The organism is Methylobacterium pseudosasicola, assembly GCF_900114535.1.
Classification (GTDB): Bacteria; Pseudomonadota; Alphaproteobacteria; order Rhizobiales; family Beijerinckiaceae; genus Methylobacterium; species Methylobacterium pseudosasicola.
Genome location: NZ_FOTK01000033.1, coordinates 1 through 20,257, shown reverse-complemented (window position 1 = coordinate 20,257; position 20,257 = coordinate 1). Strand labels below are relative to the sequence as shown.

At 70.5% G+C, this 20,257-nt stretch carries 20 protein-coding genes; 10 read left to right on the top strand and 10 right to left on the bottom strand.

Annotation, left to right across the window (positions count from 1 at the left end; all coding sequences use genetic code 11):
• Nucleotides 1-24: 24 nt before the first annotated feature.
• The 3 genes from BM228_RS24830 to BM228_RS24820 all read left to right on the top strand — a co-directional run bounded on the left by BM228_RS24830 (nt 25) and on the right by BM228_RS24820 (nt 3,162).
• Nucleotides 25-945, top strand: a complete 921-nt coding sequence (locus tag BM228_RS24830) for an SMP-30/gluconolactonase/LRE family protein (protein WP_092044789.1) — start codon at nt 25-27, stop codon at nt 943-945.
• 13 nt (nt 946-958) lie between these two features.
• Nucleotides 959-1,900 carry an amidohydrolase family protein gene (locus tag BM228_RS24825; RefSeq protein WP_092044788.1) on the top strand — a complete coding sequence of 314 codons (942 nt, stop codon included), beginning with the start codon at nt 959-961 and terminating at the stop codon, nt 1,898-1,900.
• A gap of 206 nt (nt 1,901-2,106) precedes the next feature.
• The gene (locus BM228_RS24820) at nt 2,107-3,162 is read left to right on the top strand and encodes a YihY/virulence factor BrkB family protein (RefSeq protein WP_092044786.1); all 1,056 of its coding nucleotides are present in this window, start codon (nt 2,107-2,109) and stop codon (nt 3,160-3,162) included.
• A 185-nt stretch (nt 3,163-3,347) separates the two neighbouring features.
• Here the strand turns inward: BM228_RS24820 and BM228_RS24815 are convergent, their stop codons facing one another.
• Both BM228_RS24815 and BM228_RS24810 read right to left on the bottom strand, forming a co-directional pair.
• Nucleotides 3,348-3,992 (bottom strand): hypothetical protein, encoded by a 645-nt coding sequence (locus BM228_RS24815; RefSeq protein ID WP_092044785.1) that lies wholly within the window; start codon nt 3,990-3,992, stop codon nt 3,348-3,350.
• The gene (locus tag BM228_RS24810) at nt 3,989-4,630 is read right to left on the bottom strand and encodes a glycosyltransferase family 29 protein (RefSeq protein ID WP_092044783.1); all 642 of its coding nucleotides are present in this window, start codon (nt 4,628-4,630) and stop codon (nt 3,989-3,991) included. The genes BM228_RS24815 and BM228_RS24810 overlap by 4 nt, the downstream gene beginning before the upstream one ends.
• A 120-nt stretch (nt 4,631-4,750) precedes the next feature.
• On the opposite strand from BM228_RS24810, the gene BM228_RS24805 reads away from it, so the two are divergent.
• Nucleotides 4,751-5,704: a glycosyltransferase family protein gene (locus BM228_RS24805; protein WP_092044839.1), complete on the top strand. Its 954-nt coding sequence runs from the start codon at nt 4,751-4,753 to the stop codon at nt 5,702-5,704.
• Here BM228_RS24805 and BM228_RS24800 read toward each other — a convergent pair.
• The gene (locus tag BM228_RS24800) at nt 5,692-6,870 is read right to left on the bottom strand and encodes a glycosyltransferase family 4 protein (RefSeq protein WP_092044782.1); all 1,179 of its coding nucleotides are present in this window, start codon (nt 6,868-6,870) and stop codon (nt 5,692-5,694) included. The two genes, BM228_RS24805 and BM228_RS24800, sit on opposite strands and share 13 nt — an antisense overlap.
• Entirely contained in the window at nt 6,870-7,910 is a 1,041-nt protein-coding gene (locus BM228_RS24795) for a glycosyltransferase family 4 protein (RefSeq protein WP_092044780.1), read from the bottom strand. Before BM228_RS24795 ends, BM228_RS24800 begins: the two co-directional genes overlap by 1 nt.
• A 60-nt stretch (nt 7,911-7,970) precedes the next feature.
• Between BM228_RS24795 and BM228_RS24790 the strand changes: the two genes are divergently transcribed.
• Genes BM228_RS24790 through BM228_RS24770 form a run of 5 tightly spaced genes read left to right on the top strand, consistent with a single transcriptional unit; the run spans nt 7,971 to nt 14,103 of the window.
• Entirely contained in the window at nt 7,971-10,025 is a 2,055-nt protein-coding gene (locus tag BM228_RS24790; RefSeq protein WP_092044779.1) for an HAD-IIB family hydrolase, read from the top strand.
• A gap of 16 nt (nt 10,026-10,041) precedes the next feature.
• Entirely contained in the window at nt 10,042-10,917 is an 876-nt protein-coding gene (locus BM228_RS24785; RefSeq protein ID WP_208612092.1) for a glycosyltransferase family 2 protein, read from the top strand.
• Between the two features lie 8 nt (nt 10,918-10,925).
• The gene (locus tag BM228_RS24780; RefSeq protein WP_092044838.1) at nt 10,926-12,062 is read left to right on the top strand and encodes a glycosyltransferase; all 1,137 of its coding nucleotides are present in this window, start codon (nt 10,926-10,928) and stop codon (nt 12,060-12,062) included.
• A gap of 47 nt (nt 12,063-12,109) precedes the next feature.
• On the top strand, nt 12,110-13,027 hold the full coding sequence (locus tag BM228_RS24775; protein ID WP_092044775.1) for a glycosyltransferase family 2 protein: 918 nt from the start codon (nt 12,110-12,112) through the stop codon (nt 13,025-13,027).
• Nucleotides 13,024-14,103: a glycosyltransferase gene (locus tag BM228_RS24770; protein ID WP_092044774.1), complete on the top strand. Its 1,080-nt coding sequence runs from the start codon at nt 13,024-13,026 to the stop codon at nt 14,101-14,103. Before BM228_RS24775 ends, BM228_RS24770 begins: the two co-directional genes overlap by 4 nt.
• 180 nt (nt 14,104-14,283) lie before the next feature.
• Here the strand turns inward: BM228_RS24770 and BM228_RS24765 are convergent, their stop codons facing one another.
• The 6 genes from BM228_RS24765 to BM228_RS24740 all read right to left on the bottom strand — a co-directional run bounded on the left by BM228_RS24765 (nt 14,284) and on the right by BM228_RS24740 (nt 19,893).
• Nucleotides 14,284-14,583, bottom strand: a complete 300-nt coding sequence (locus BM228_RS24765) for a putative quinol monooxygenase (protein WP_092044772.1) — start codon at nt 14,581-14,583, stop codon at nt 14,284-14,286.
• Between the two features lie 131 nt (nt 14,584-14,714).
• On the bottom strand, nt 14,715-15,038 hold the full coding sequence (locus tag BM228_RS24760) for a MerR family transcriptional regulator (protein WP_092044771.1): 324 nt from the start codon (nt 15,036-15,038) through the stop codon (nt 14,715-14,717).
• 12 nt (nt 15,039-15,050) lie between these two features.
• Complete coding sequence (locus BM228_RS24755) at nt 15,051-15,926, bottom strand: DnaJ C-terminal domain-containing protein (protein WP_092044769.1); 876 nt, start codon at nt 15,924-15,926, stop codon at nt 15,051-15,053.
• Nucleotides 15,927-15,985: 59 nt separating this feature from the next.
• The gene (locus BM228_RS24750) at nt 15,986-16,591 is read right to left on the bottom strand and encodes a nucleotide exchange factor GrpE (protein WP_092044768.1); all 606 of its coding nucleotides are present in this window, start codon (nt 16,589-16,591) and stop codon (nt 15,986-15,988) included.
• 28 nt (nt 16,592-16,619) lie between these two features.
• The gene (gene clpB, locus BM228_RS24745; RefSeq protein WP_092044766.1) at nt 16,620-19,208 is read right to left on the bottom strand and encodes an ATP-dependent chaperone ClpB; all 2,589 of its coding nucleotides are present in this window, start codon (nt 19,206-19,208) and stop codon (nt 16,620-16,622) included.
• Nucleotides 19,209-19,314: 106 nt separating this feature from the next.
• Complete coding sequence (locus BM228_RS24740) at nt 19,315-19,893, bottom strand: Hsp70 family protein (RefSeq protein ID WP_092044765.1); 579 nt, start codon at nt 19,891-19,893, stop codon at nt 19,315-19,317.
• A 99-nt stretch (nt 19,894-19,992) separates the two neighbouring features.
• On the opposite strand from BM228_RS24740, the gene BM228_RS24735 reads away from it, so the two are divergent.
• The coding region (locus BM228_RS24735) for a transposase (RefSeq protein ID WP_139234186.1) at nt 19,993-20,257 on the top strand (265 nt) is incomplete at its 3' end.

Genomic DNA, 20,257 nt, shown 5'->3' with positions numbered 1-20,257 from the left:
CCAAGCCCCCATCGAGGACGAACGATGTCATTCTTCGCGCCCCCGCCGACCGTGACGGCTGAGATCTTCACCCGGCTGCCCGACCGCTTCCGCAACCCCCGGCCGACCGCCTGGGCCAATGCCAACCGCGGCGGCCACGCGATCGATTCCTTCCTCGAAGGACCGGTCTTCGACCGCGCCGGCCGGCTCTACGTGACGGACATCCCGTACGGCCGGATCTTCCGCATCGACACAGCCGGAGAATGGGAGCTCGTCGCCGAGTACGACGGCTGGCCGAACGGGATGAAGATCCACTGGGACGGGCGGATCTTCATCACCTGCTACAAGCGCGGCCTGATGCTGCTCGATCCCGACACGGGGGCGGTGACGCCGTTCCTGGAGCATGCGGGCTCGGAGGGATTTCGCGGGGTCAACGACCTCACCTTCGCGCAGAACGGCGACCTCTACTTCACCGACCAGGGCCAGACCGGCCTGCAGGACCCGACCGGCCGGGTCTATCGCCTGCGACCCTCCGGTGAGCTGACCTGCCTCGTCGACACCGTGCCGAGCCCGAACGGCATCGTGATCGACGATTCCATAGGCAGCCTGTTCGTCGCCGTGACCCGCGCCCAGCAGATCTGGCGCATCCCGCTCAACGCGAGCGGCCTCGTGGTCAAGGTCGGCGTGTTCGCGCAGCTCCACGGCGGCCTCGGCGGCCCGGACGGCATCGCGCTGGATGCCGAGGGCTGCCTGATCGTCGCCCATACCGGGTTCGGGTCGATCTGGCGCCTGTCGCCGGTGGCCGAGCCGCTCCTGCGGATCAGATCGCCTGCGGGTATCTCGACCACCAACGTCGCCTATGGCGGGCCGGACGGCGCCACCCTGTTCATCACCGAATCCCAGACGGGCAGCATCCTCACCGCGCGGATGCCGGCCCCCGGCCAGACCCTCTTCTCGCATCACTGAACGGGACCGGACGATGGCTCGATCGATGACCCGCCGCGACCATCTCGCGGCGCTGCTGTCCGGTGCCGCCCTCGGCGCCGGGATGCGGCCGGCCGCGGCGCAGTCGGTGCCCTGGTCGTCGGGGACCGAGCGTCCGACGCTCGCGGTACCGCCGGACGCCACCGATTGCCACCACCACATCTACGATGCGCGCTTCCCGGTCGCGCCCGGCGCCACCCTGCGGCCGCCGGACGCGACCGTCGAGGATTACCGCCAGCTCCAGCGCCGCCTGGGCCTGACGCGCCACGTGGTCGTGCAGCCCTCGACCTACGGCACCGACAACCGGCTCCTCGTCCAGTCGCTGAAAGAATTCGGCCCGACCGCCCGTGGCATCGCGATGCTCGACGCCTCCGTGACGGCCGACGAATTGAAGCGCCTCGACGCGGCCGGCATCCGCGGCGTGCGGTTCGGGACGCGGCTGCCCGGCGGCGCGCCGATCACCGACATGGTGCCGGTCGCTCGAAAGATCGCCGATCTCGGCTGGCACATTCAGCTCGTCTCCGACGGCGACAAGATCGTCGAGCTGGCCGACACGCTGAAGGGCATGCCGGTGCCGGTGGTGTTCGACCATATGGGCCACCTGCCGGAGCCCGCTGGCCCCGACCATCCGGGCTTTCGCGTGATCGCGGACCTGATCGAGAAGAACGGCGCCTGGGTGAAACTGACCGGCGCCTACATTCTCTCGAAGGTCGGGCCGCCGACCTATGCGGATCGCGGCCGGCTGGCACGCGCCTACGTAGCGCTCGCCCCCGAGCGCCTCGTCTGGGGCAGCGACTGGCCGCATCCCACTGCGCCGTCGGATGGAAAGCCCGATGACGCCGTGCTCCTCGACCTCCTCGCCGAATGGGCGCCCGATGAAGGCTCGCGAAAGCGGATCCTGGTCGACAATCCGGGCCGCCTCTACGGCTTCGCCTGACGGTCGCAAGCGATCGCTGGTTTCGCTCGTGGCGGCCGGATTGGCCCCGTGTCCGCTTATCGCGACCGTTGGGGGGCCATCGCGATGACTGATGTGGGCGCTAAGCCGAATGTCCGCTCTGGGATACCGCGAAACAGCCAATCCGGTTGGCGCCACGCCCGGACGGCGCATAGTGCGCCCGGGTAAACCGCCGCGCAGGATCCCGTGTGAACCCTGACGAGAACCACGACGACGATGAGGGCGAGGATTGGCGCTCCGTCAGCACGCGGCGGCCCGACCCGAAAAGCCTCACGCGCGCTCAGAGCCGGGCACGCGAACCCGGGCGCGGTCGGACCGCGGACGATCCAGCCCAAATCCCGGCCACGGGGTGGAAGGACGTCCTTTTGAGGGTCCTGTACTCCTTCCCGCGCGATCGCGTCCTCGCCACGGCCGGGGGCGTCGCCTTCTTCACCCTGTTGGCGACCTTCCCAGCCCTCGCGACCATCGTGTCGGTTTACAGTCTGTTTTCCGACCCACACGCCATCAGCCAGCATGTGGGCCTCCTCACGGGCGTGCTGCCGAGCGGCGTCCTCGACCTCCTGTCCGCCCAGCTCATACGCGTTGCCCAGCAGAGCACCGGTGCGCTCAGCACGGCCTCGTTGGTGAGCGTCGTGATCGCTTTCTGGAGCGCGAATTCGGGCGTGAGCGCCCTCTTCGATGCGCTCAACGTCATCTACAGGGAGCGCGAAAAGCGTTCGCTGGTGCGCTTCTACGCCACGACCTTCCTGTTCACGATCAGCGGCATCCTGTTTGCCCTGACGGCCACCAGCTTGGTCGTCGTTCTGCCCATCGCGCTTAATCAGCTCGGTCTGGGCGTGTTGACGGACGTCGCGCTGCGCCTCGTGCGCTGGCCAGGACTGCTCATCCTCGTCAGCCTCGGCCTTGCCGTGACGTATCGGTACGGACCCAGCCGGCGCGAGGCCAAGTGGCGGTGGGTGAGTTGGGGCGGCGTCGCCGCGGCCGTCTCCTGGGTTTGTGCCTCGGTCTCGTTCTCCTGGTACGTGGCGAGCTTCGACAGCTACAACAGGATCTACGGTTCGCTCGGTGCGGGCGTCGGGTTCATGACGTGGATCTGGTTCTCGGTCGTGATCGTGCTTCTCGGGGCCAAATTGAACGCCGAGATCGAACGTCAGACGGCGCGCGATAGCACGACCGGGGAGCCGAAGCCGCTCGGGTCCCGCGAGGCCCATGCGGCCGACACCATTGGACCGCCAGAGGGCTGACCGGGGTCCCAGCAAAGCGAAGACGATCGCTGCCGAGGCTTTGCCCCAATCCGGCATCCCAAAGGAGGGGCGCCGGGGTGGTGTCCGGAAGAATTGCCGATCTTGGTGCCTCTCATCCCTCCCGGCTAACGGTGAGGCTGGAACATGCGGCGGGACCGAGCCGAACGGGGGATCTCGCGGTCGGTTCAGGTCCCGGCCCATGCGGCGTGGACCGAGCCGTCGGCCGTATCCGGCTTCGCGGCGCCGATGAAGATGACCACCGGGCCGTGGGTGTCGCGCCGGGGATCGTAGAAATCGAGCAGGCCCGGATGGATTCGTTGGATGAAATCCGGAGACTGGCCGGTCCGGCGGAGAAGATGGTCGATGACCACCTGATCGCCGTGCACCGCGTTCGGCACGGGGCCGCAGGCGCCGGGCGTCATCCAGCGGTCCGGGTCGGCCGCGAAGGTCTCGTAGAGGCCGGCGAGTTCGTCCCCGTGCCAGCGCAGGAGGGCGCTGGAGACCCGGCCCCGGTGGAAATAATCCTCCATGGCGGCGAGGCCGGGCTCGGCCAGAGCGTCGGCCGGGCCGGTGAAGACGGTATCGAGGTCGCACAACAGGGTCGTGCCCGCCGCGAGGCCGGGGCGGAACGCCTCCATCTTGGCCCACCAAGCCGGCCAGTCGTGCCGGAGGGGCAGCCGCTCGACGCCGGGCACGGCCAAAGGCAGGTCGGTCAGGCAGAGGATCCGGTCGAAGGCCGGTGCGTGGCGGCGTACGCCCCGGGCGAGGCGCTCGACCCAGGTCGCGTCGTAGCGGCCGCCGCTCTTCAGGACGGTGATCAGCGTGGTCATGGCGCGTCCGTCGCGGCGGGTGGGTGCAGACGCAGGCGTCCGGCCGCTTCGGCCTCGGCGAACCAGGCCCGCTCGGCCGCCCAGGGATGGCCGGGCCAGCCGGCGAAGCCGAAGCCGTGGATCTCGACCGGGCCGGAGTCCGCCGGGCGGTCGCGCAGCAGCGCGAGGCTCACCAGGAATCCGGTGCTTGGGTTGGGTCGCTCCGCCGTGTCGGATCCGAGGCGGCGTCGCGCCTCTGCGTGCAGGGCCTCGGGCAGGAGATGGACCGGCTTGCCGAGGGGGCGCAGCAACGCCAGCGCCTCGCGGGTCCAGCAGATCGGCTCCGGTGTGTTCGCCTCCGCGGGCAGCATCGGGAACGGCAGGATGAAGGCTTCGGTCTGCCGGACCACCGGGCGGTCCAGGAACCCGGGGTCGGCCAGCCATTCGCGCATCTGGCCGCCGCGATTGACCAGGGCGAGATGCGTCACCCGCGAGCCGGTGGGGCCGCCGAAGCCGGGGGCGTTGTTGAAGCGCACCACATGCGTGGCCGCGTCGATGGCGCGCGCCGCCGGGCGAATCCCGGGCGCGTTGCCGACGATGGCGAGGGAGGCGCGCGGGTCTGCACGCGCCGCGCTTAAGGGATCGATGGCGATGGACATGGACGGCGGGGTCGCGAGGAACAGCCAAGGTATGGCGCCGGCTCCGCGCCACCAGGGCGCCGCGACAAACCGGAACGGGCGGTGACCGGTCCGCGCCGCTGCTTCGTCTGCGCCGCCGCCATGCTGGCGCCCAGCACGCGCCGGCTCGACTTTCCGGGTGGGCGCCGGCGGGCGTTCCCGGTCGGCTGCGGCTCCTGCGGCGTCCTGATCGAGCCGGATGCGGACCCGGACCGATGCTGGCGGGATCTCGCCGGGCGCTTGGCTGCACCGGTCTTCATCCCCGACCCGGAGGCGGGCTACGGCCTCGACCTCTACACGCTGCGCAGCGCCGCGACCCGCCTCGGCCGCGGCATCCGCCCCCTCGGCCCGGAGGATCGCGCCGCCCTGATGCAGCCCCACAGCCTGCGCGCCGCGGAAGGGGCCCTGTACGATCTCGACGGCGCGGAACGGCGTGCGGTCTCGCTCGGTGTGATCTGCCGCCCCGACGAGCGGGATTCCGTTCTGGCGGCCCTGCCGGCGCAGGCGGCCTTGGCTGCGGATGTCGCGATCCTGCTCGACGCGCCGGCCGTCACGGCCAGGGCCGTGACGGTTCCGGGCTTCGCCCCCGGCGCCGTGCGGGTGGCGGCTCGGCCGCTGGCCGGCGACTTCGCCGCCCAGCGCAACGCCCTGCAGGATCTCGCCCGCAACCCCTGGATGCTGCAACTCGACGCCGACGAGAGCCTCGATACGGCGACCGGCGCGCTTCTCCCCGCGCTGGCGGCGCTCGCCGAAGCTGGCGACGTCGTTTCGGTCGGGCTTGCCCGGCGCAACCGCGTCGACGGCATCCTGTCGGATGTCTACCCGGACGTGCAGTACCGGCTGAACCGTACGGGGGTCCGCTATGCCGGCCGGGTGCACGAGCGGCCGGTGCTGCCCGGGGGCTGGAAGCAGAGCTTCATCGCGCTCCACGGGGGGATCGACCACGCGCTCACCGGCGCGCATGTCCGGGCGCGCTCGCAGCGTTACGAGGCGCTGGATCCGGGGCGCGGGCGGATCGAGGAGCGGGACGCGCTGTTGCAGCCCTACCGCGCCTGAGCGATCGCCCGGCGGTAGAGGGCGAGGGTCTCGCGCCCGAGGCTCGCCCGGTCGAACCGCCCGGCGGCCTCCAGGGCCCGAGCCCGATAGGCCGAGCGCAGGGCGCGATCGTGCAGGAGCGGGCGCAGCGCTTCGGCCAAGGCCGGGCCGGTGGCCGAGGGCGCCAGCGGCCCCGCCCCAGGGACGCCCACGAAGGCCCGGGCGCTGGCATCCTCGGCGCAGGCCACCACCGGCCGGCCATAAGCCAGGGCCTCCTGGTAGACGAGGCCGAAGCTCTCGTAGCGCGACGGCGCCAGCACGACATGCGCCGCCGTATAGGCCTCGGCCAGGCCCTGCGCGTCGATCCGGCCCCGGGCCCGGATACGGCTCCGGGCGGCCTCGGGGAGGTCCGCCGGCAGGTCGCCCGGGGGCACCCCGACGAGGTCGAGCGCGAAGGGCGGCAGCGCGCCCCGCGCCTGTTCCCCGGCCAGGATCGCCACCGCGTCGAGCAGGGCGTCGAACCCCTTGCGCGCCTCGGCCCGGCCGACGAACAGCAGGCGTACCGGCCCCGCCCCGTCCGGGTAAGGCGCCGCTCGGGCGGCGGCGGCGATCTCCGGCGGCAGGCTCAGGCCGATCACCGCCTCCGGCCTCCGGCCCGGCAGCCCGTAGGCCCGGGCGATCACCTCCGCATGGGCCAGCGTGTTGGCGATCAACCCGGCGCTGCCCCGTGCCTGCCGGCGCTCCATGCGATCGGCGGCGGTGCCGTCGAGGCGGTCGCGCAGGTTGGGTGTGCCGTCGCGGGTGAAGGCGGCGGGCGTCGAGCTGCGGGTCACCAGGGGCAGGTCCCGGCGTCCGGCGAGGAGCACCGCCGGGGCGTACCAGTTCGTCGCCTCGACCACGGCGAACGCCGCCCGGGCATGCTCGGCCAGGACCGCCCGCCGGAAGGCCAGCGGCGCCGCGAGATGGCCGGCCGTCCCCCAAAGGCGCAGCCGCGCCAGAGGCCCCCCCGGCGGCAGGGCAAGGCCGACCACGGTGACACAGCCGACCCGCTCCCGGCCGGTCCGGTCGAGGGTGAACACGGTGACGTCCGCCCCCGCTTCGGTCAGGCTCTCGGCGATTTCTCGAGCTGCTGTGGAGAGCCCGCTGGGGGACGGTGGGTAATCCCAGGCCAGGAGCGCGGTGCGCATCAGCGGCCGAGCAGGCGGTGGTAGAGCGCGAGGTAATCCCGCGCCATGCGCTCGGCGGTGAAGCGCTCTTCGAAACGCCGTCGAACGGCCGCCCGGTCCAGCGTCGCGACGCTTCGCAAGGCCGTCGCCGCCTCGTCCTCGGACGCGACGACGAAACCCGTCACACCATCCTCGACGATCTCCGGGACCGAGCCGCGATTCCAGGCGATCACGGGCGTGCCGGAGGCCATCGCCTCGATCATCACGAGGCCGAACGGCTCGGGCCAGTCGATCGGGAACAGCAGCGCCCGGGCGCTGCCCAGGAGCGCCCCCTTCTGTCTGTCGTCGACCGGCCCGAGATAGGTCGCGTCGGGGCCGAGCAGCGGGCGCACCTGCCGGTCGAAATAGTCCGGGTTGCCGACATCGATCGTGCCGCCCAGCCGGATCGGCATCCCGGCCGCCCGGGCGACGCGGATCGCCACGTCCGGCCGCTTCTGGTCGGTCATGCGCCCGACGAAGGCGACATGCGCCTCCGGCTCGGCGTGGAAGGCGTAGCGGTCCCGCGCGATGCCGTGATGCACGATCCCGGCGCGGTTGACTTCTGGAATGCCGGCTTCCTGTGCGGCCGAGATCGCCGCCACTGGCAGGTCGGGGAAGCCGGCGAAGAACAGCGCCCGGTCGAGCTCGTCCACCCGCCAGTGCACTGTGGTCAGGCTGCGCCCTCGGGCCGCACCGAGCAAAGCTGCATGGGCGAACTCCCCGTGGCAATGCACGATGTCGAACTCGGGCAGCCGCAGCCGCAGCGCCTCCAGCTGCAGGGCGTCGAGGGCGGCCGGAACCCCCGCCGCGACCCGGCCGTGGCGCTGTTCCAGGGCGGCGAGGCTCGGGTAATCGCCGACACGCGGCAAGTCTGTCGCACTGTCAGAGGGGGCGAATAGCGTTACTTCCACGCCCAAGCTTCGCAGCGCCGTGCTGAGATCATGCACAACCCGCTCGGTGCCGCCGTGATGGTTTGGGGGAACGGGAAAAATGTTCGGTGCGACCTGGGCAACACGGATCACGGCGCTCTCTTCACATAAGTTAGTTTTCGGGGAGCGCCGGACAGCTTCAGCAAACGCCTGATGTTCGTCCTGCACGTCGCCCTGCAGGGCTGCCTGCGCGGACGCGATGTCGTCTACGGCCTCACCGCCGATACCGGCGGCCATATCCGCTACCTGCTGGATCTCGTCGCCGCCTCGGCCCAGGATTTTAGCGTCGCCGAGATCGTGGTGGCGACGCGCCTGTTCCAAGGAGCGCCCGGCCCGGACTACGCCGTGCCCGAAGAGCGGATCTCCGACAAGGTCAGGCTGGTGCGGCTCCCGAGCGCGGCGCCGGGCTACCGAACCAAGGAGGCGATGCACGAGGAGGTCGCGAGCTTCGCCGAGAACCTCGTCGCCTGGATCGCTGCACAGAAGCGCGCCCCCGATCTGATCCACGCCCACTACGCCGACGCCGCCGCGGTGGCGGCGATCGTCGAGGCGCGGCTCGGGATCCCGTTCGTGTTCACCGCCCACTCGCTCGGGCGGGTCAAGGCGGCGATGCTGGGCGGAGACGCCGCCGGCGCCCCGGACCTCGCCCGCCGGATCGCCACCGAGGAGGCAGCCCTCGCCCAGGCGACCCTGGTCATCGCGTCCTCCCGGGACGAGGCCGAGGTCCAGTATGCCGGCTACGAATCCTACAATCCCGGCCGCGTGCGCGTCATCCCACCGGGCAGCGATCTCGCGCGCTTCGCCGCCGCCTGCCCGCATCCCCGGGTCGACGCCCTGATCGACCGGTTCCTGGATGATCCCGGCAAGCCGCCGCTGCTGGCGATGGCCCGGCCGGTGGCGCGCAAGAACCTCGCGGCCCTGATCCAGGCCTACGGCGAGAGCCCCGAGCTGCGGGCCCGGGCCAACCTGGTGATCGTGGCCGGCACCCGCGACGACATCGACGCCCTCGACGGCGACATGGCCGCGACGATGCGCGATCTCCTGGTGCTGATCGATCGCTACGACCTCTACGGGTCCGTGGCCTATCCGAAGACGCACCGGCCCGACGACGCACCGGCGATCTACGCCTATGCCCGGGAGCGCGGCGGTCTCTTCGTCAATCCGGCCCTCAACGAGCCCTTCGGTCTGACCCTGCTGGAAGCCTCGGCCGCCGGCCTGCCGCTCGTCGCCACCGACAGCGGCGGCCCCAACGACATCGTCGAGACCTGCGGCAACGGGCTGCTCGTCGATCCCCGCGACCCGGAGGCGATCGCCCAGGCCTGCCTGCGCATCCTGGCCGATCCCGCGCTGCGCGCCCGCTACGTGGCGGGCGGGGCGCGGGCTGCGGCGGCCTATGACTGGGACCGACACGCCGCGCGCTACCACGCTCTGCTGCGGGCGCTGCTCGCCCCCGAGCCGCCCCTGCGGACGCCCTGGCAGCTCCTGGTCTGCGATATCGACAACACCCTGGTCGGCTGCGAGGCCGCGCTCGGCATCTTCCGGCGCTGGCGCAGCCAGCAGGCGGGCCTGGCCTTCGGGGTCGCCACCGGCCGCTCGTTCCACAGCGCCATGGCGGTGCTGGAGCAGCAGATGAGCCCGAGGCCGCAGGTGATGATCACCTCGGTCGGCTCCGAGATCTACCATCTCGACGCCAACGGCGTGACCTACACGGCGGATGGCGCTTGGCGCGCCGTGATCGAGGCCGGCTGGGACCGGGGGGCGCTCGGCGCGGCGCTCGCCGGCATCGACGGCCTCCTGCCGCAGGGCCCTTTGGAGCAGCGCCCGTACAAGCTCAGCTATTTCGGCGATGCCGCCGCCGCCCGCCGGGTACGCGCGCATCTGGCCGAGGCCGGCCTCGCCGCCGGGGTGATCCACAGTCACGACCGCTATCTCGACGTCCTGCCGGCGGCGGCTTCGAAGGGCACGGCGGTGGACCATGTCCGCGCCCTCTACGGCCTGCCGGAGCGGGCCGTGTTCGTGGCCGGGGATTCCGGCAACGACGTCGAGATGCTGCGCGCCCGGGTCCAGGCGATCATCGTGGCGAACTATTCCGACGACCTCGCCAGCAACGCGGCGCTGAAGCACTCCTACGTCGCCCGGGCCTCGCATGCCCGCGGCATCATCGAGGGCGTCGCGCATTTCCGCCGGATGCTGGCCCATGCCTCCTGACATTCGGCCTCCTGACATGCGGCCCGCTGGGGCCCCCTCGACGAGCGTGCTCACCCTGGTGCGCGGCCGGGCGGCGAGCCTGCGCAACCTGATGCACGGCCTCGCCCGCCAGAGCGCGCCCCCCGGCGAGCTGGTGATCGCCTGGATGCAGCCCGAGCCGACCCCGGACCTGCCCGATCCCGGCTGCCCGGTGCGCCATGTCCATGTCCCGGGCGAGCCGCTGCCGCTGGCCGCCGCGCGCAACCGCGCCGCCGAGGCCGCCGCCGGCGACCTGCTGATCTTCCTCGACGTCGATTGCATCCCGGCCTCCGGCCTGGTCGGCGCCTACGCCGCGGCCGCCGCTGGTGCGGAGGGCCTGCTCCTCGGCGAGGTCCTGTACCTGCCGCCCGAGGCCGGTCCCGCTCGCGACGACGCGGCCCTCGACCGCCTCGGACGCCCGCACCCGGCCCGGCCGCCGGTGCCGGAGACGGGCCTGCGCCGGGAGCCCGATCCGGGTCAGCTCTGGGGCCTGTCCTTCGCGTTGTCCGCCCGGGCCTGGCGCTCGGTCGGCGGCATGGACGAGAGCTTTACCGGCTATGGAGGCGAGGAGACCGACTTCGCCGCCCGCCTCGCGGCCACGGGGCTGCCGATCGACTGGGTCGCGGGTGCCCGGGCCTACCACCAGCACCACCCGGTCCACATCCCGCCGCTGCAGCATTTCACGCCGATCCTGGCCAACGCCGCGCGCTTCCGCGCCCGGCACGGGTGCTGGTGCATGACCTACTGGCTCGGCCAGTTCCGTGCCGCCGGGCTGATCGACTGGGACGACGCCGCCCCGGCGATCCGCGTGATCCGCCCGCCGACCGCCCCGGAGATCGCCGCGTCCCGGCGGCCCGACGCCCTGTTCTCGTGAAGCAGACCATGAAGAAGCCGATCGCGTTCTTCGTCCACCACCAGGGCCGGGGGCACGCCAACCGCACCATGGCGGTCGCCGCCGAATTCGCCCGCGACCGTCCGGTCTCGGTGCTGACCGCCGGCCCGCACCTGTTCGAGGGCTTCGCCCGCGATATCGAGATCGTGCCCCTGCCCGACATGATCGGCGCCGCCGTGCCGACCCCGCGCCTCTACGCCGAGCCGACCCCGCAGGTGATGCATTGCGTGCCCCTGGGGCTCGCCCCGATGCGCCGGACCATGCGGACCATCCTCGACCATCTCGACGCGCGCGAGGTCGGCCTGTTCGTGGTCGACGTCTCGGCCGAGATCGCGCTGCTCGCCCGGATCGCCAGCGTGCCGGCGGTGCAGATCCGCATGCACGGCGACCGGTCCGACATCGGCCATGTCGGCGCCTACGAGGCCTGCGTCGGGATGCTGGCGCCCTTCGATGCCCGGCTGGAGCAGGCCGATTATCCCGCGTCCCTGCGCGCCAAGACCTTCTACAGCGGCGGCCTGTGCACCAGCCTCGACCGCGTCCTCGACCGGGCCGAAGCGCGGGCGAAGCTCGGCCTCGATCCGCAGCGCGAGATCATCGTCGCGGTGACCGGCGGCGGCGGCAGCGGCACCCCCTACGCCCCGCTCACCGTGGCGGCCCGCGCCGAGCCCGACGCCCTGTGGCTGACCCTCGGGCCGACCCACCGGGAGGGCCACGAGACCGACTTCGCCAACCTGTGCGAGCTGGGCTGGGTGCCCTCTGTGACCGACTACCTCGCGGCCGCCGACATCGTGATCGCCTCGGCCGGCGACAACACGGTCCACGAGGTCGCCCGGGTCGGCGGCCGCCTGATCGTGATGCCGGAATGGCGCTACTTCGCCGAGCAAACCCGCAAGGCCGAGGCCCTGGTCCGCCTCGGCGCCGCCGTCCAGGCCCCCGTCTGGCCCGGCGACCTCCAGGGCTGGCGCGACCTCCTGGCCCGCGCCCGGATGCTCGACGGCGCCGAGCTGCGCGGCCTCTACGCCCCGGACGCCGCCGCCCGCGCCGCCGGCTGGCTCGAAGGCCTCACCGACGAGCTGTGGCAGGGCGCTGAGGAGCCCGGCCCGCTACGCGTCGTCGCGGCCGGCTGATCGCCCGCCGCCATCCCGTCCCCAACCCGCTGGAGCCCGACCGTCGCATGTCCACCGTTTCCGTCGTGACCCTGGCCAAGGGCCGGCCGGCGCATCTGCGCAACGTGCTGCGCGGCCTGGAGCGCCAGACGCAGGCCCCCGCCGAGTTCATCGTCGCGGTGATGCAGGACGAGCCCTACGACCTGCCAGAGACGCCGTTTCCGGTCCGCCAGATTCGGGTTCCGGGCCGCGAGTTGCCGCTGGCGGCCGCCCGCAACCGCGGCGTGGACGCAGCGAGCGGCGACGGCATCGTCTTCCTGGATGTCGATTGCATCCCGGCCCCCGGCCTCGTGGCCGATTACGCGCGCGGGCTCGCCGAGCTCGACGGCCTGCTGATGGGCGAGGTGCTGCATCTGCCCGAGCACGCCACCGCGGGCGCCTGGCGCTACGCCGACCTCGCGGCGAGCGCGGAGCGGCATTCCGACCGCCGCGGGCCTCCGGCCTCCGGCATCGAATTGTGCAACGATTACCGGTGCTTCTGGTCGCTCAACTTCGCGATCCGGCGGGCCACCTTCCGGGCGCTCGGTGGCTTCGACGAGCGCTACACCGGCTATGGCGGCGAGGACACCGATTTCGGCAAGATCCTCGACCAGAGCGGCACCCCGATCGCCTGGATCAAGGGCGCGCTGGCCTATCACCAGTACCACCCGCACCACATGCCGCCGATCCACCACCTCGACAGCGTCGTGCGCAACGCCGAGCTGTTCGAGGCCAAGTGGGGCTACCGGACCATGGGCCACTGGCTCTACGCCTTCCGGGTCATGGGCCTGATCGACGACACGCCCGACCGGCCGATCCGGATCCTGCGCCGGCCCGACGCCGACGACCTCGCGCTGACCGGGCAGCAGAGCCACCAGCCCTACACCAACTCCGCCTCCGTCATCCGGTATCTCGAATCCCGGGTCGGCGCGGCGGCGACCGCGTGAGGATCGCGCTCCTCGCTCATATCCGCCACCCGGTCGCACCGCCCTTCACGGGGGGCATGGAGGCCCATAGCTGGCACCTCGCCGAGGGGCTCGTGGCCCGCGGCCACGACGTCGTGCTGTTCGCCGCCGGCGACAGCGACCCGCGCTTCGCGATCAATGCCGTGGTGCCGGAGCATCACGAGCGTCGCTTCCCGGGCCTCGAGCATCGCGGCGATCCGGGGCTGCGGGCCTACGTCGATGACGGCTACGCCGCCGCCTGCGACCGGATCGCGGCGGGCGAGTTCGACGTGCTCCACAACAACAGCCTGAGCCGGCTGCCCCTGGAGCGCCAGCGGACCGCGTGGATCCCCACCGTCACATCCCTGCACGTGCCGCCCTACGACGCCCTGCGCGGGTTCGTGCACGCCAGCCCCGCGCCCGGGCACTGGATCACCGTGACCTCGCAGGCGCAGCTCCGGACCTGGTGGCCGGCGAGCGCACCGCCCGAGGTCTCGGTGCTCCACAACGGCGTCGACCCGACCGCCTGGCCGTTCCAGGACCGGGGCGACGGCAGCGCCGCCTGGTGCGGCCGGTTGGCCGCGATCAAGGGCGCGCACCACGCGATCGCGGCGGCCCGGCGCGCCGGCATCCCGCTGACCCTGTACGGCCCGATCGAGGAGCCGGATTACTGGGTGGCCCGGATCGCCCCGCAGCTCGGCGGCCCGATCCGCTACGGCGGCCATCTCGACGGCCGGACGCTCGCCGCCGAGATCGGCCGCGCCTCCGTCTTCCTGTTCACCCCGTGCTGGGACGAGCCGTTCGGCCTCGTGGCGATCGAGGCGATGGCCTGCGGCCTCCCGGTGGCGGGCTTCGACAGCGGCGCGGCCCGGGAGGTGGTCGGCGAGGCCGGACACTTGGCACCCGCCGGGGACGCGGCCGCCCTGGCCCAGGCGATCGGTGCGGCCCTCGCCATCCCCCGAATAATCCCGCAGGCCCGGGTCCTGCGCCTGTTCACCCGCGACCGCTGGCTCGACCGCTGCGAGGGGCTCTATGCGCAGGCCTGCGCCGGAGCCGCTCCGGATGCACACGTCGGCTGAAGCTGCCCGGCAAGCGTGACAATGGGCGACTGCTTTCGGGCATCAGGGAGGATCGTCAGGATTGTCCGCCGTCGGCATTTGTCGGGCAGTTTGAGGGTGTTCACGAACGGAGGATGGCTGGTTCACCTCGTGGCCGTCACCGACGCGATGGGGGGGAGGTCTCCTTGGCGTGGTGGCATCTCAAGACAGCTTCGCCGCGAGCACGTCGAGCTGTTCGATTCGGGGAGGCGCGGCGAAAAGCTCGGGTGTTCGCTCTCTCAAGGCCGCCGCCAGCAGGCCGGAGAGATGCGCTTGCCGCCCCGCTTCATCGGGAAACGCGTCGAAGATTCCGAAGGTCGAGGGGCCCACGCGGACGCCGAACCACGCGATGGTTCCCGGCTCGTCTTGAACGATGGGCAGGCCGCTTTTCAGAAACGCCTCGACCTCTGCTTCCTTCCCCGGCTTGGCATCCAAGATGACCAGAAGTGCAACCTTGACCATGTGCGTATTCCTTCCGGGTGGGCCGGGGGAAAGCGGGCGTGCACGCCGTTCCGGTCCCGTGTCGCGGCTGCGAGATAGGTTTGGATTACCGGATACCGTGTATCGCGGCCCTGACGCCGGTCAGTTTGACTTCAGGTTCGACTACGCGCCGCACAGTCATCAGCGATCTGCCGGCGGATGGCGTCGGGCTGTGCCCGCAGGGCTCGCAGAACCGCCTGCAGCACGTGCCGCAAGCCGCCGACTTGGTCGACGAGGTCGAGCACCACCGCGATGCCCTCGTCGTTGATCCCGAGATCGTCCTGCAGATCCCGGATCAGTCGGGCCCTGGCTAGATCGATCTCGCAGTAATGCCAGACGCCCTCGCGGAACGACGGGGCGAGCGAGCCGGTCTCGAGCCAGATCCGAAGTCGATCGGGTCGAAGATCCGCCCGGGCCAGGAATTCACGCTCGTCCATACCGTCCCCTCCTCACACACGCCGAGGCCACGCGGCGACCACGCGTTCGAGCTCGGGGTCGGGCCTGTCCGGCAGCTTGATCAGCAGCTTGACGTAGGCGTCGCCCGCTGTGCCGTCCGGCCTTGGGACGCCCTTGCCCTTGAGGCGCAGCACTTTTCCGGACGTGCTCCATTTCGGAACCGTCACGGTCACCGGCCCGGCCGGGGCCGACACCTCGATCCGGCCACCGAGCACCGCCTCGCGCAGCGGAACGCCCTGTTCGAAATGGATGTCGTCGCCCTCGCGCCGGAAGACCGGGTGCGGAAGGACGCCGATCTCGATCAGGGCATCGCCAGGCGGCGCGCCGCCCTGACCCGGTTCCCCCTTGGCGCGCAGGCGGAGCGTCTGTCCATCGCGTATGCCCGGCGGGATGCGGACGTCGAGCGTCGACCCGTCCGGCAGGGTCACTAGGCGGGTGGCGCCGTTGACCGCATCGAGAAAATCGAGGCTCAGCTGATAGCGCACATCGGCGCCACGGCGCTTGAGTGTCGACCGACCCCGGCGTCCGAAGATCTCGGAGAGGATGTCGTCGGCATCGAAATCCGCGAAGCCCGCGTCGCTCGTGTAGGCCTGGTCGGCCGATGGCTCGGCGAAATCGCGATAGTAACGCTGGCGAGGCCGCTCGACGCCCGAGATGTCGATCTCGCCGCGATCGAAGCGCGCGCGCTTCTCCGGATCGTTCAACAGATCATAGGCGCGCGACACGTTCTTGAACTGCTCTTCCGCCTCCGTATTGCCGGGGTTCAGGTCGGGATGCAGCTTGCGCGCGAGCTTGCGGTAGGTTTTCCGGATCGCCTCCGGAGAGGCATCGGTCTTCACGCCGAGAATCGCATAGGGATCGTCGCTCAAGGCTTCCTCCCTGCGCCGTCTTGCGGCGAAGCGCACGACCCGTTGGGGACGGCGCCTTATCAATGCTGCTTCGACGTCGCGTTCTCCCGGTGATCGCCCCAGGACGCTCCGCGGCGGGTCACGATCACGCGGGCCGGTCGCAGCAGCCGGTCGTGAAGGACGTAGCCCTCCTCCATGACGTCAGCGACGGCCCCGGGCGCAGTCGATGGGTCGTCGACCTCCATCATGGCCTCATGCCGCGACGGGTCGAACGGGGCGCCGAGGGCATCGACCCGCTGTACGCCGACGCGCTGCAGGACACCCATGAGCAGCCGCTCCGTGGCCCGCACCCCATCAATGAGCGACGCGCCCTGAGACGAGGGCTGCTCCGATGCGACGATGGCCCGACGCAGATTGTCCAGAACCGGCAGAAGCTCGCGAGCGAGGCCTGTCACCGCGAATTGCCGCTCATCCTCCAGATCGCGCTTGGCTCGACGCCGCGTATTCTCGGCTTCAGCCAAGGCTCGCAAGGCGCGGTCCTGAAGCGCGGCGTTCTCGGCCTGCAGCGCTGTGGTCTCGCCGGCGCCCGACTCGGGTGCCGCGCTCGCCTCGGGAGCATCCGGGGGTGAGGGCTGCTGAGCGGATGCGGTCGGAGAACCCGCGTGATCCAACGGTTGCTCGGCCATACCGTGCCTCCTTCCGAAGCGGTTGATGTCAGGCTGCCTGAGCCAGGCTCGAGCCGTTGACGGTGAGCTGACCGTTCAGGATCAGGACCGGGACCGTGACGCCGTCCTTGATCGCGCCGGTGAGCAGCATCTTGGCCAGCGGGTTCTGCAGATGGCGCTGGATCACGCGCTTGAGGGGACGCGCGCCGTAGACCGGATCGTAGCCGGCATTGGCGAGCCAGTCCTTGGCCCCCCCCTCAATCTGCAAGGTGATTTTCCGCTCGGCCAAACGGCCTTCGAGGCCCTGGAGCTGGATGTCGACGATCCGGCGCATGTCGCTGCGGCCCAATCGGTTGAATAGGATGATCTCGTCGAGCCGGTTGAGAAATTCCGGCCGGAACGCCCTGCGCACGACCTCCATGACCTGCTCGCGGGCCGCCTCGGCCGGCTGGCCCTCCATCAGGGCGGCCAGGAACTCGGCGCCGAGGTTCGAGGTCAGGACGATGATGGTGTTCCGAAAGTCGACCGTGTTGCCCTGCCCGTCCATCAGCCGCCCGTCGTCGAGCACCTGCAGCAGGATATTGAAGACATCCGGGTGGGCTTTCTCGACCTCGTCGAAGAGGATCACCTGATAGGGGCGCCGCCGGACCGCCTCCGTCAGAACGCCGCCCTCCTCATAACCGACATAGCCGGGCGGTGCGCCGACGAGCCGGGAGACCGCGTGCTTCTCCATAAACTCGGACATGTCGACACGCAGCATCGCCCGCTCGTCATCGAACAGGAACTCAGCCAGTGCCTTGCACAATTCGGTCTTGCCGACCCCGGTCGGCCCGAGAAACAGGAAGGAGCCGATCGGCCGGCCCGGGTCCTGCAGGCCCGCGCGGGCCCGCCGCACCGCATCGGACACGGCGACGACCGCCGGTTCCTGGCCCACGACACGCTGCGTGAGCTTGCTCTCCATCGCGATCAGTTTGTCGCGCTCGCCTTCGAGCATCCGCGTGACGGGAATGCCCGTCCAGCGCGAGACGACGGCGGCGATATCGTCGGCCGTGACCTCCTGCTTGATCAGCCGGCCCTGGCTCGCCTGCATGGCCTCCGCGAGACGCTGCTCCAATTGCGGGATTACGGCGTAGAGGAGTTCGCCTGCGCGGGTCAGGTCGCCGCGGCGTTCCACCTGCTCAAGCTCGATCCTGGCCTGCTCGGCGTGCTCCTTCAGCTGTTTCATCTCGCCGAGCTTCGCCTTCTCGGCCTGCCATTGAGCGGTCAGCTCAGCCTGCTTCGTCTCCAGTGTGCCGAGCTCGTCCTCAACCTTGGTCAGGCGCTCCCGTGCGCCCGGATCCGTCTCCTTCTTCAGGGCTTCCCGCTCGATCTTCAACTGAATCACCCGGCGGTCGATCTCGTCGAGCTCCCGGGGCTTGGATTCCGCTGCGATCCGGAGCCGGCTCGCGGCTTCGTCGACCAAGTCGATCGCCTTGTCGGGGAGGAACCGGTCCGCGATGTAGCGGTGGGACAGCGTGCTGGCCGCGACGATCGCGCTGTCGGTGATGCGCACGCCGTGATGGAGCTCGTACTTCTCCTTGAGCCCGCGCAGGATGGAGATCGTCTCCGCGACCGAGGGTTCGCCCACGAACACCGGCTGGAAGCGGCGGGCGAGCGCGGCATCCTTCTCGATGTTCTTCCGATACTCATCCAGGGTGGTGGCTCCGATGCAGTGCAGCTCGCCGCGGGCCAGGGCGGGTTTGAGCATGTTGGAGGCATCCATTGCCCCCTCGGCCTTTCCGGCGCCGACCAGGGTGTGCAGTTCGTCGATGAAGAGGATCACGTCCGCCGAAGCCGTGACCTCCTGGAGGACAGCCTTCAACCGCTCTTCGAACTCGCCCCGGTACTTCGCGCCGGCCAGGAGAGCTCCGAGATCGAGGGACAGGAGACGCCGATCCTTCAAGGTGTCGGGGACGTCGCCGTTGACCATGCGCTGGGCAAGCCCTTCGACGATCGCGGTCTTGCCGACGCCCGGCTCGCCGATCAGTACGGGATTGTTCTTCGTCCGGCGTGAGAGAACCTCGATGGTTCGCCGGATCTCCTCGTCGCGTCCGATGACCGGATCGAGCTTGCCCTGGCGGGCATCCTCCGTGAAATCGCGCGTGTACTTCCTAAGCGCATCGTAGCCCTCTTCGGCCGACGCGCTGTCGGCCCGGCGCCCTTTGCGGAGTTCGGCGATGGCGCCATTGAGGGTCGCCGGCGTCACGCCAGCTTCCCGAAGCAGTTCGCCGGGCCTGTCCGAGGCCTCCGCCAAGGCGAGGAGCAGGTATTCGACCGTGACGAAGCTGTCCCCGGCCGCGCGCGCGCGCTCCTCGGCCCTGTCGAACAGGCGCGCGGTTTCGGGCGCCATGAAGATCTGACCGGCACCCCCGCCCTCGACGCTCGGAAGCTTTGCAAGGTCGCGGTCCAGCGCCGTCGCGAGCGCATCCGGGCGGCCGCCCGCAGCCTGGATCAACTGCTTGACCAAGCCGTCTTCGTCATTGAGCAGCGCCTTCAGGAGGTGCAGCGGCGTGAGTCGCTGGTGGCCGTTGCGCTGAGCCAAGCTCTGCGCAGCCTGGATCGAGCCCTTGAGGTGATCGGTGTACGTGTCGATCTGCATCGCTGACCCTCGAAGATTGTCGCTCGCGGTGTGGCAAAGCCTCCCATCCGGCTCAGGCGCACGGAGCTCGCGCGCCGAGCCGGCATCCATGTCGGCCGAGAGCGCTCTAATGCGCCCCCTGGTCCCGGCGACCGTGCTCTTCGAACTCCGCGTCGACCACCTCAGACTGCGGGGCGTTTCCACCGCCACTCGCGGCGGCTCCTTCGGGTGGAGCGCTCACGAACTGCGCCAGTTGCTGGGCCAGTTGCGACAACCGCTCGGTCGCCTGCTTGATGCGATCGGCGACCTCGCTGCCGATCGCCTCACGCACAGCCGCAATCGCTTGCTGCAGCTCCGTCCTCAGGCCGCTCGGTACGCGCTCGCCAGCCTCTTCTTGGCTGCGCTCGGCAGTATAGATCGCCGCGTCGGCTTGGTTGCTCGCATCGGCCAATTCTCGGCGCCGCTTGTCTTCCTCCGCGTGGGCCTCGGCCTCCCGCACCATGCGCTGGATCTCGCTCTGTTCCAGGCCGCCCGAGGCCTGGATCCGGATCTGCTGTTCCTTGCCGCTGGCTTTGTCCTTGGCCGCCACGTTGACGATGCCGTTGGCGTCGATGTCGAAGGTTACCTCGATCTGCGGCGTGCCACGCGGCGCCCGCGGGATGCCGACGAGGTCGAACTGGCCGAGCATCTTGTTGTCGGCCGCCATCTCGCGCTCGCCCTGGAAGACCCGGATCGTGACTGACCTGACCGGCTGGCTTTGGACCGGGCTGATTGAGAGGATCAGCCAGGACCAGAGGAGTTGGGGATGAAGCGAGGACAGAGGCCAAGTGCGGAGCAGGTCGTGCTGATGTTGCGCCAGATCGAGGTGCAGACGGCCCAGGGAAAGAGCATCGCCGTTGCATGCAAGGAAGCGAATGTCTCCGAGCAGAGTTACTACCGCTGGCGTAAGGAGTACGGCGGCCTGAAGGTCGATCAAGCTAAGAAGATGAAGGATCTGGAGCGCGAGAACGCTCGATTGCGGCGGCTGGTAGCCGACTTGTCCTTGGAGAAACAAGTTCTAGCGGACGTCG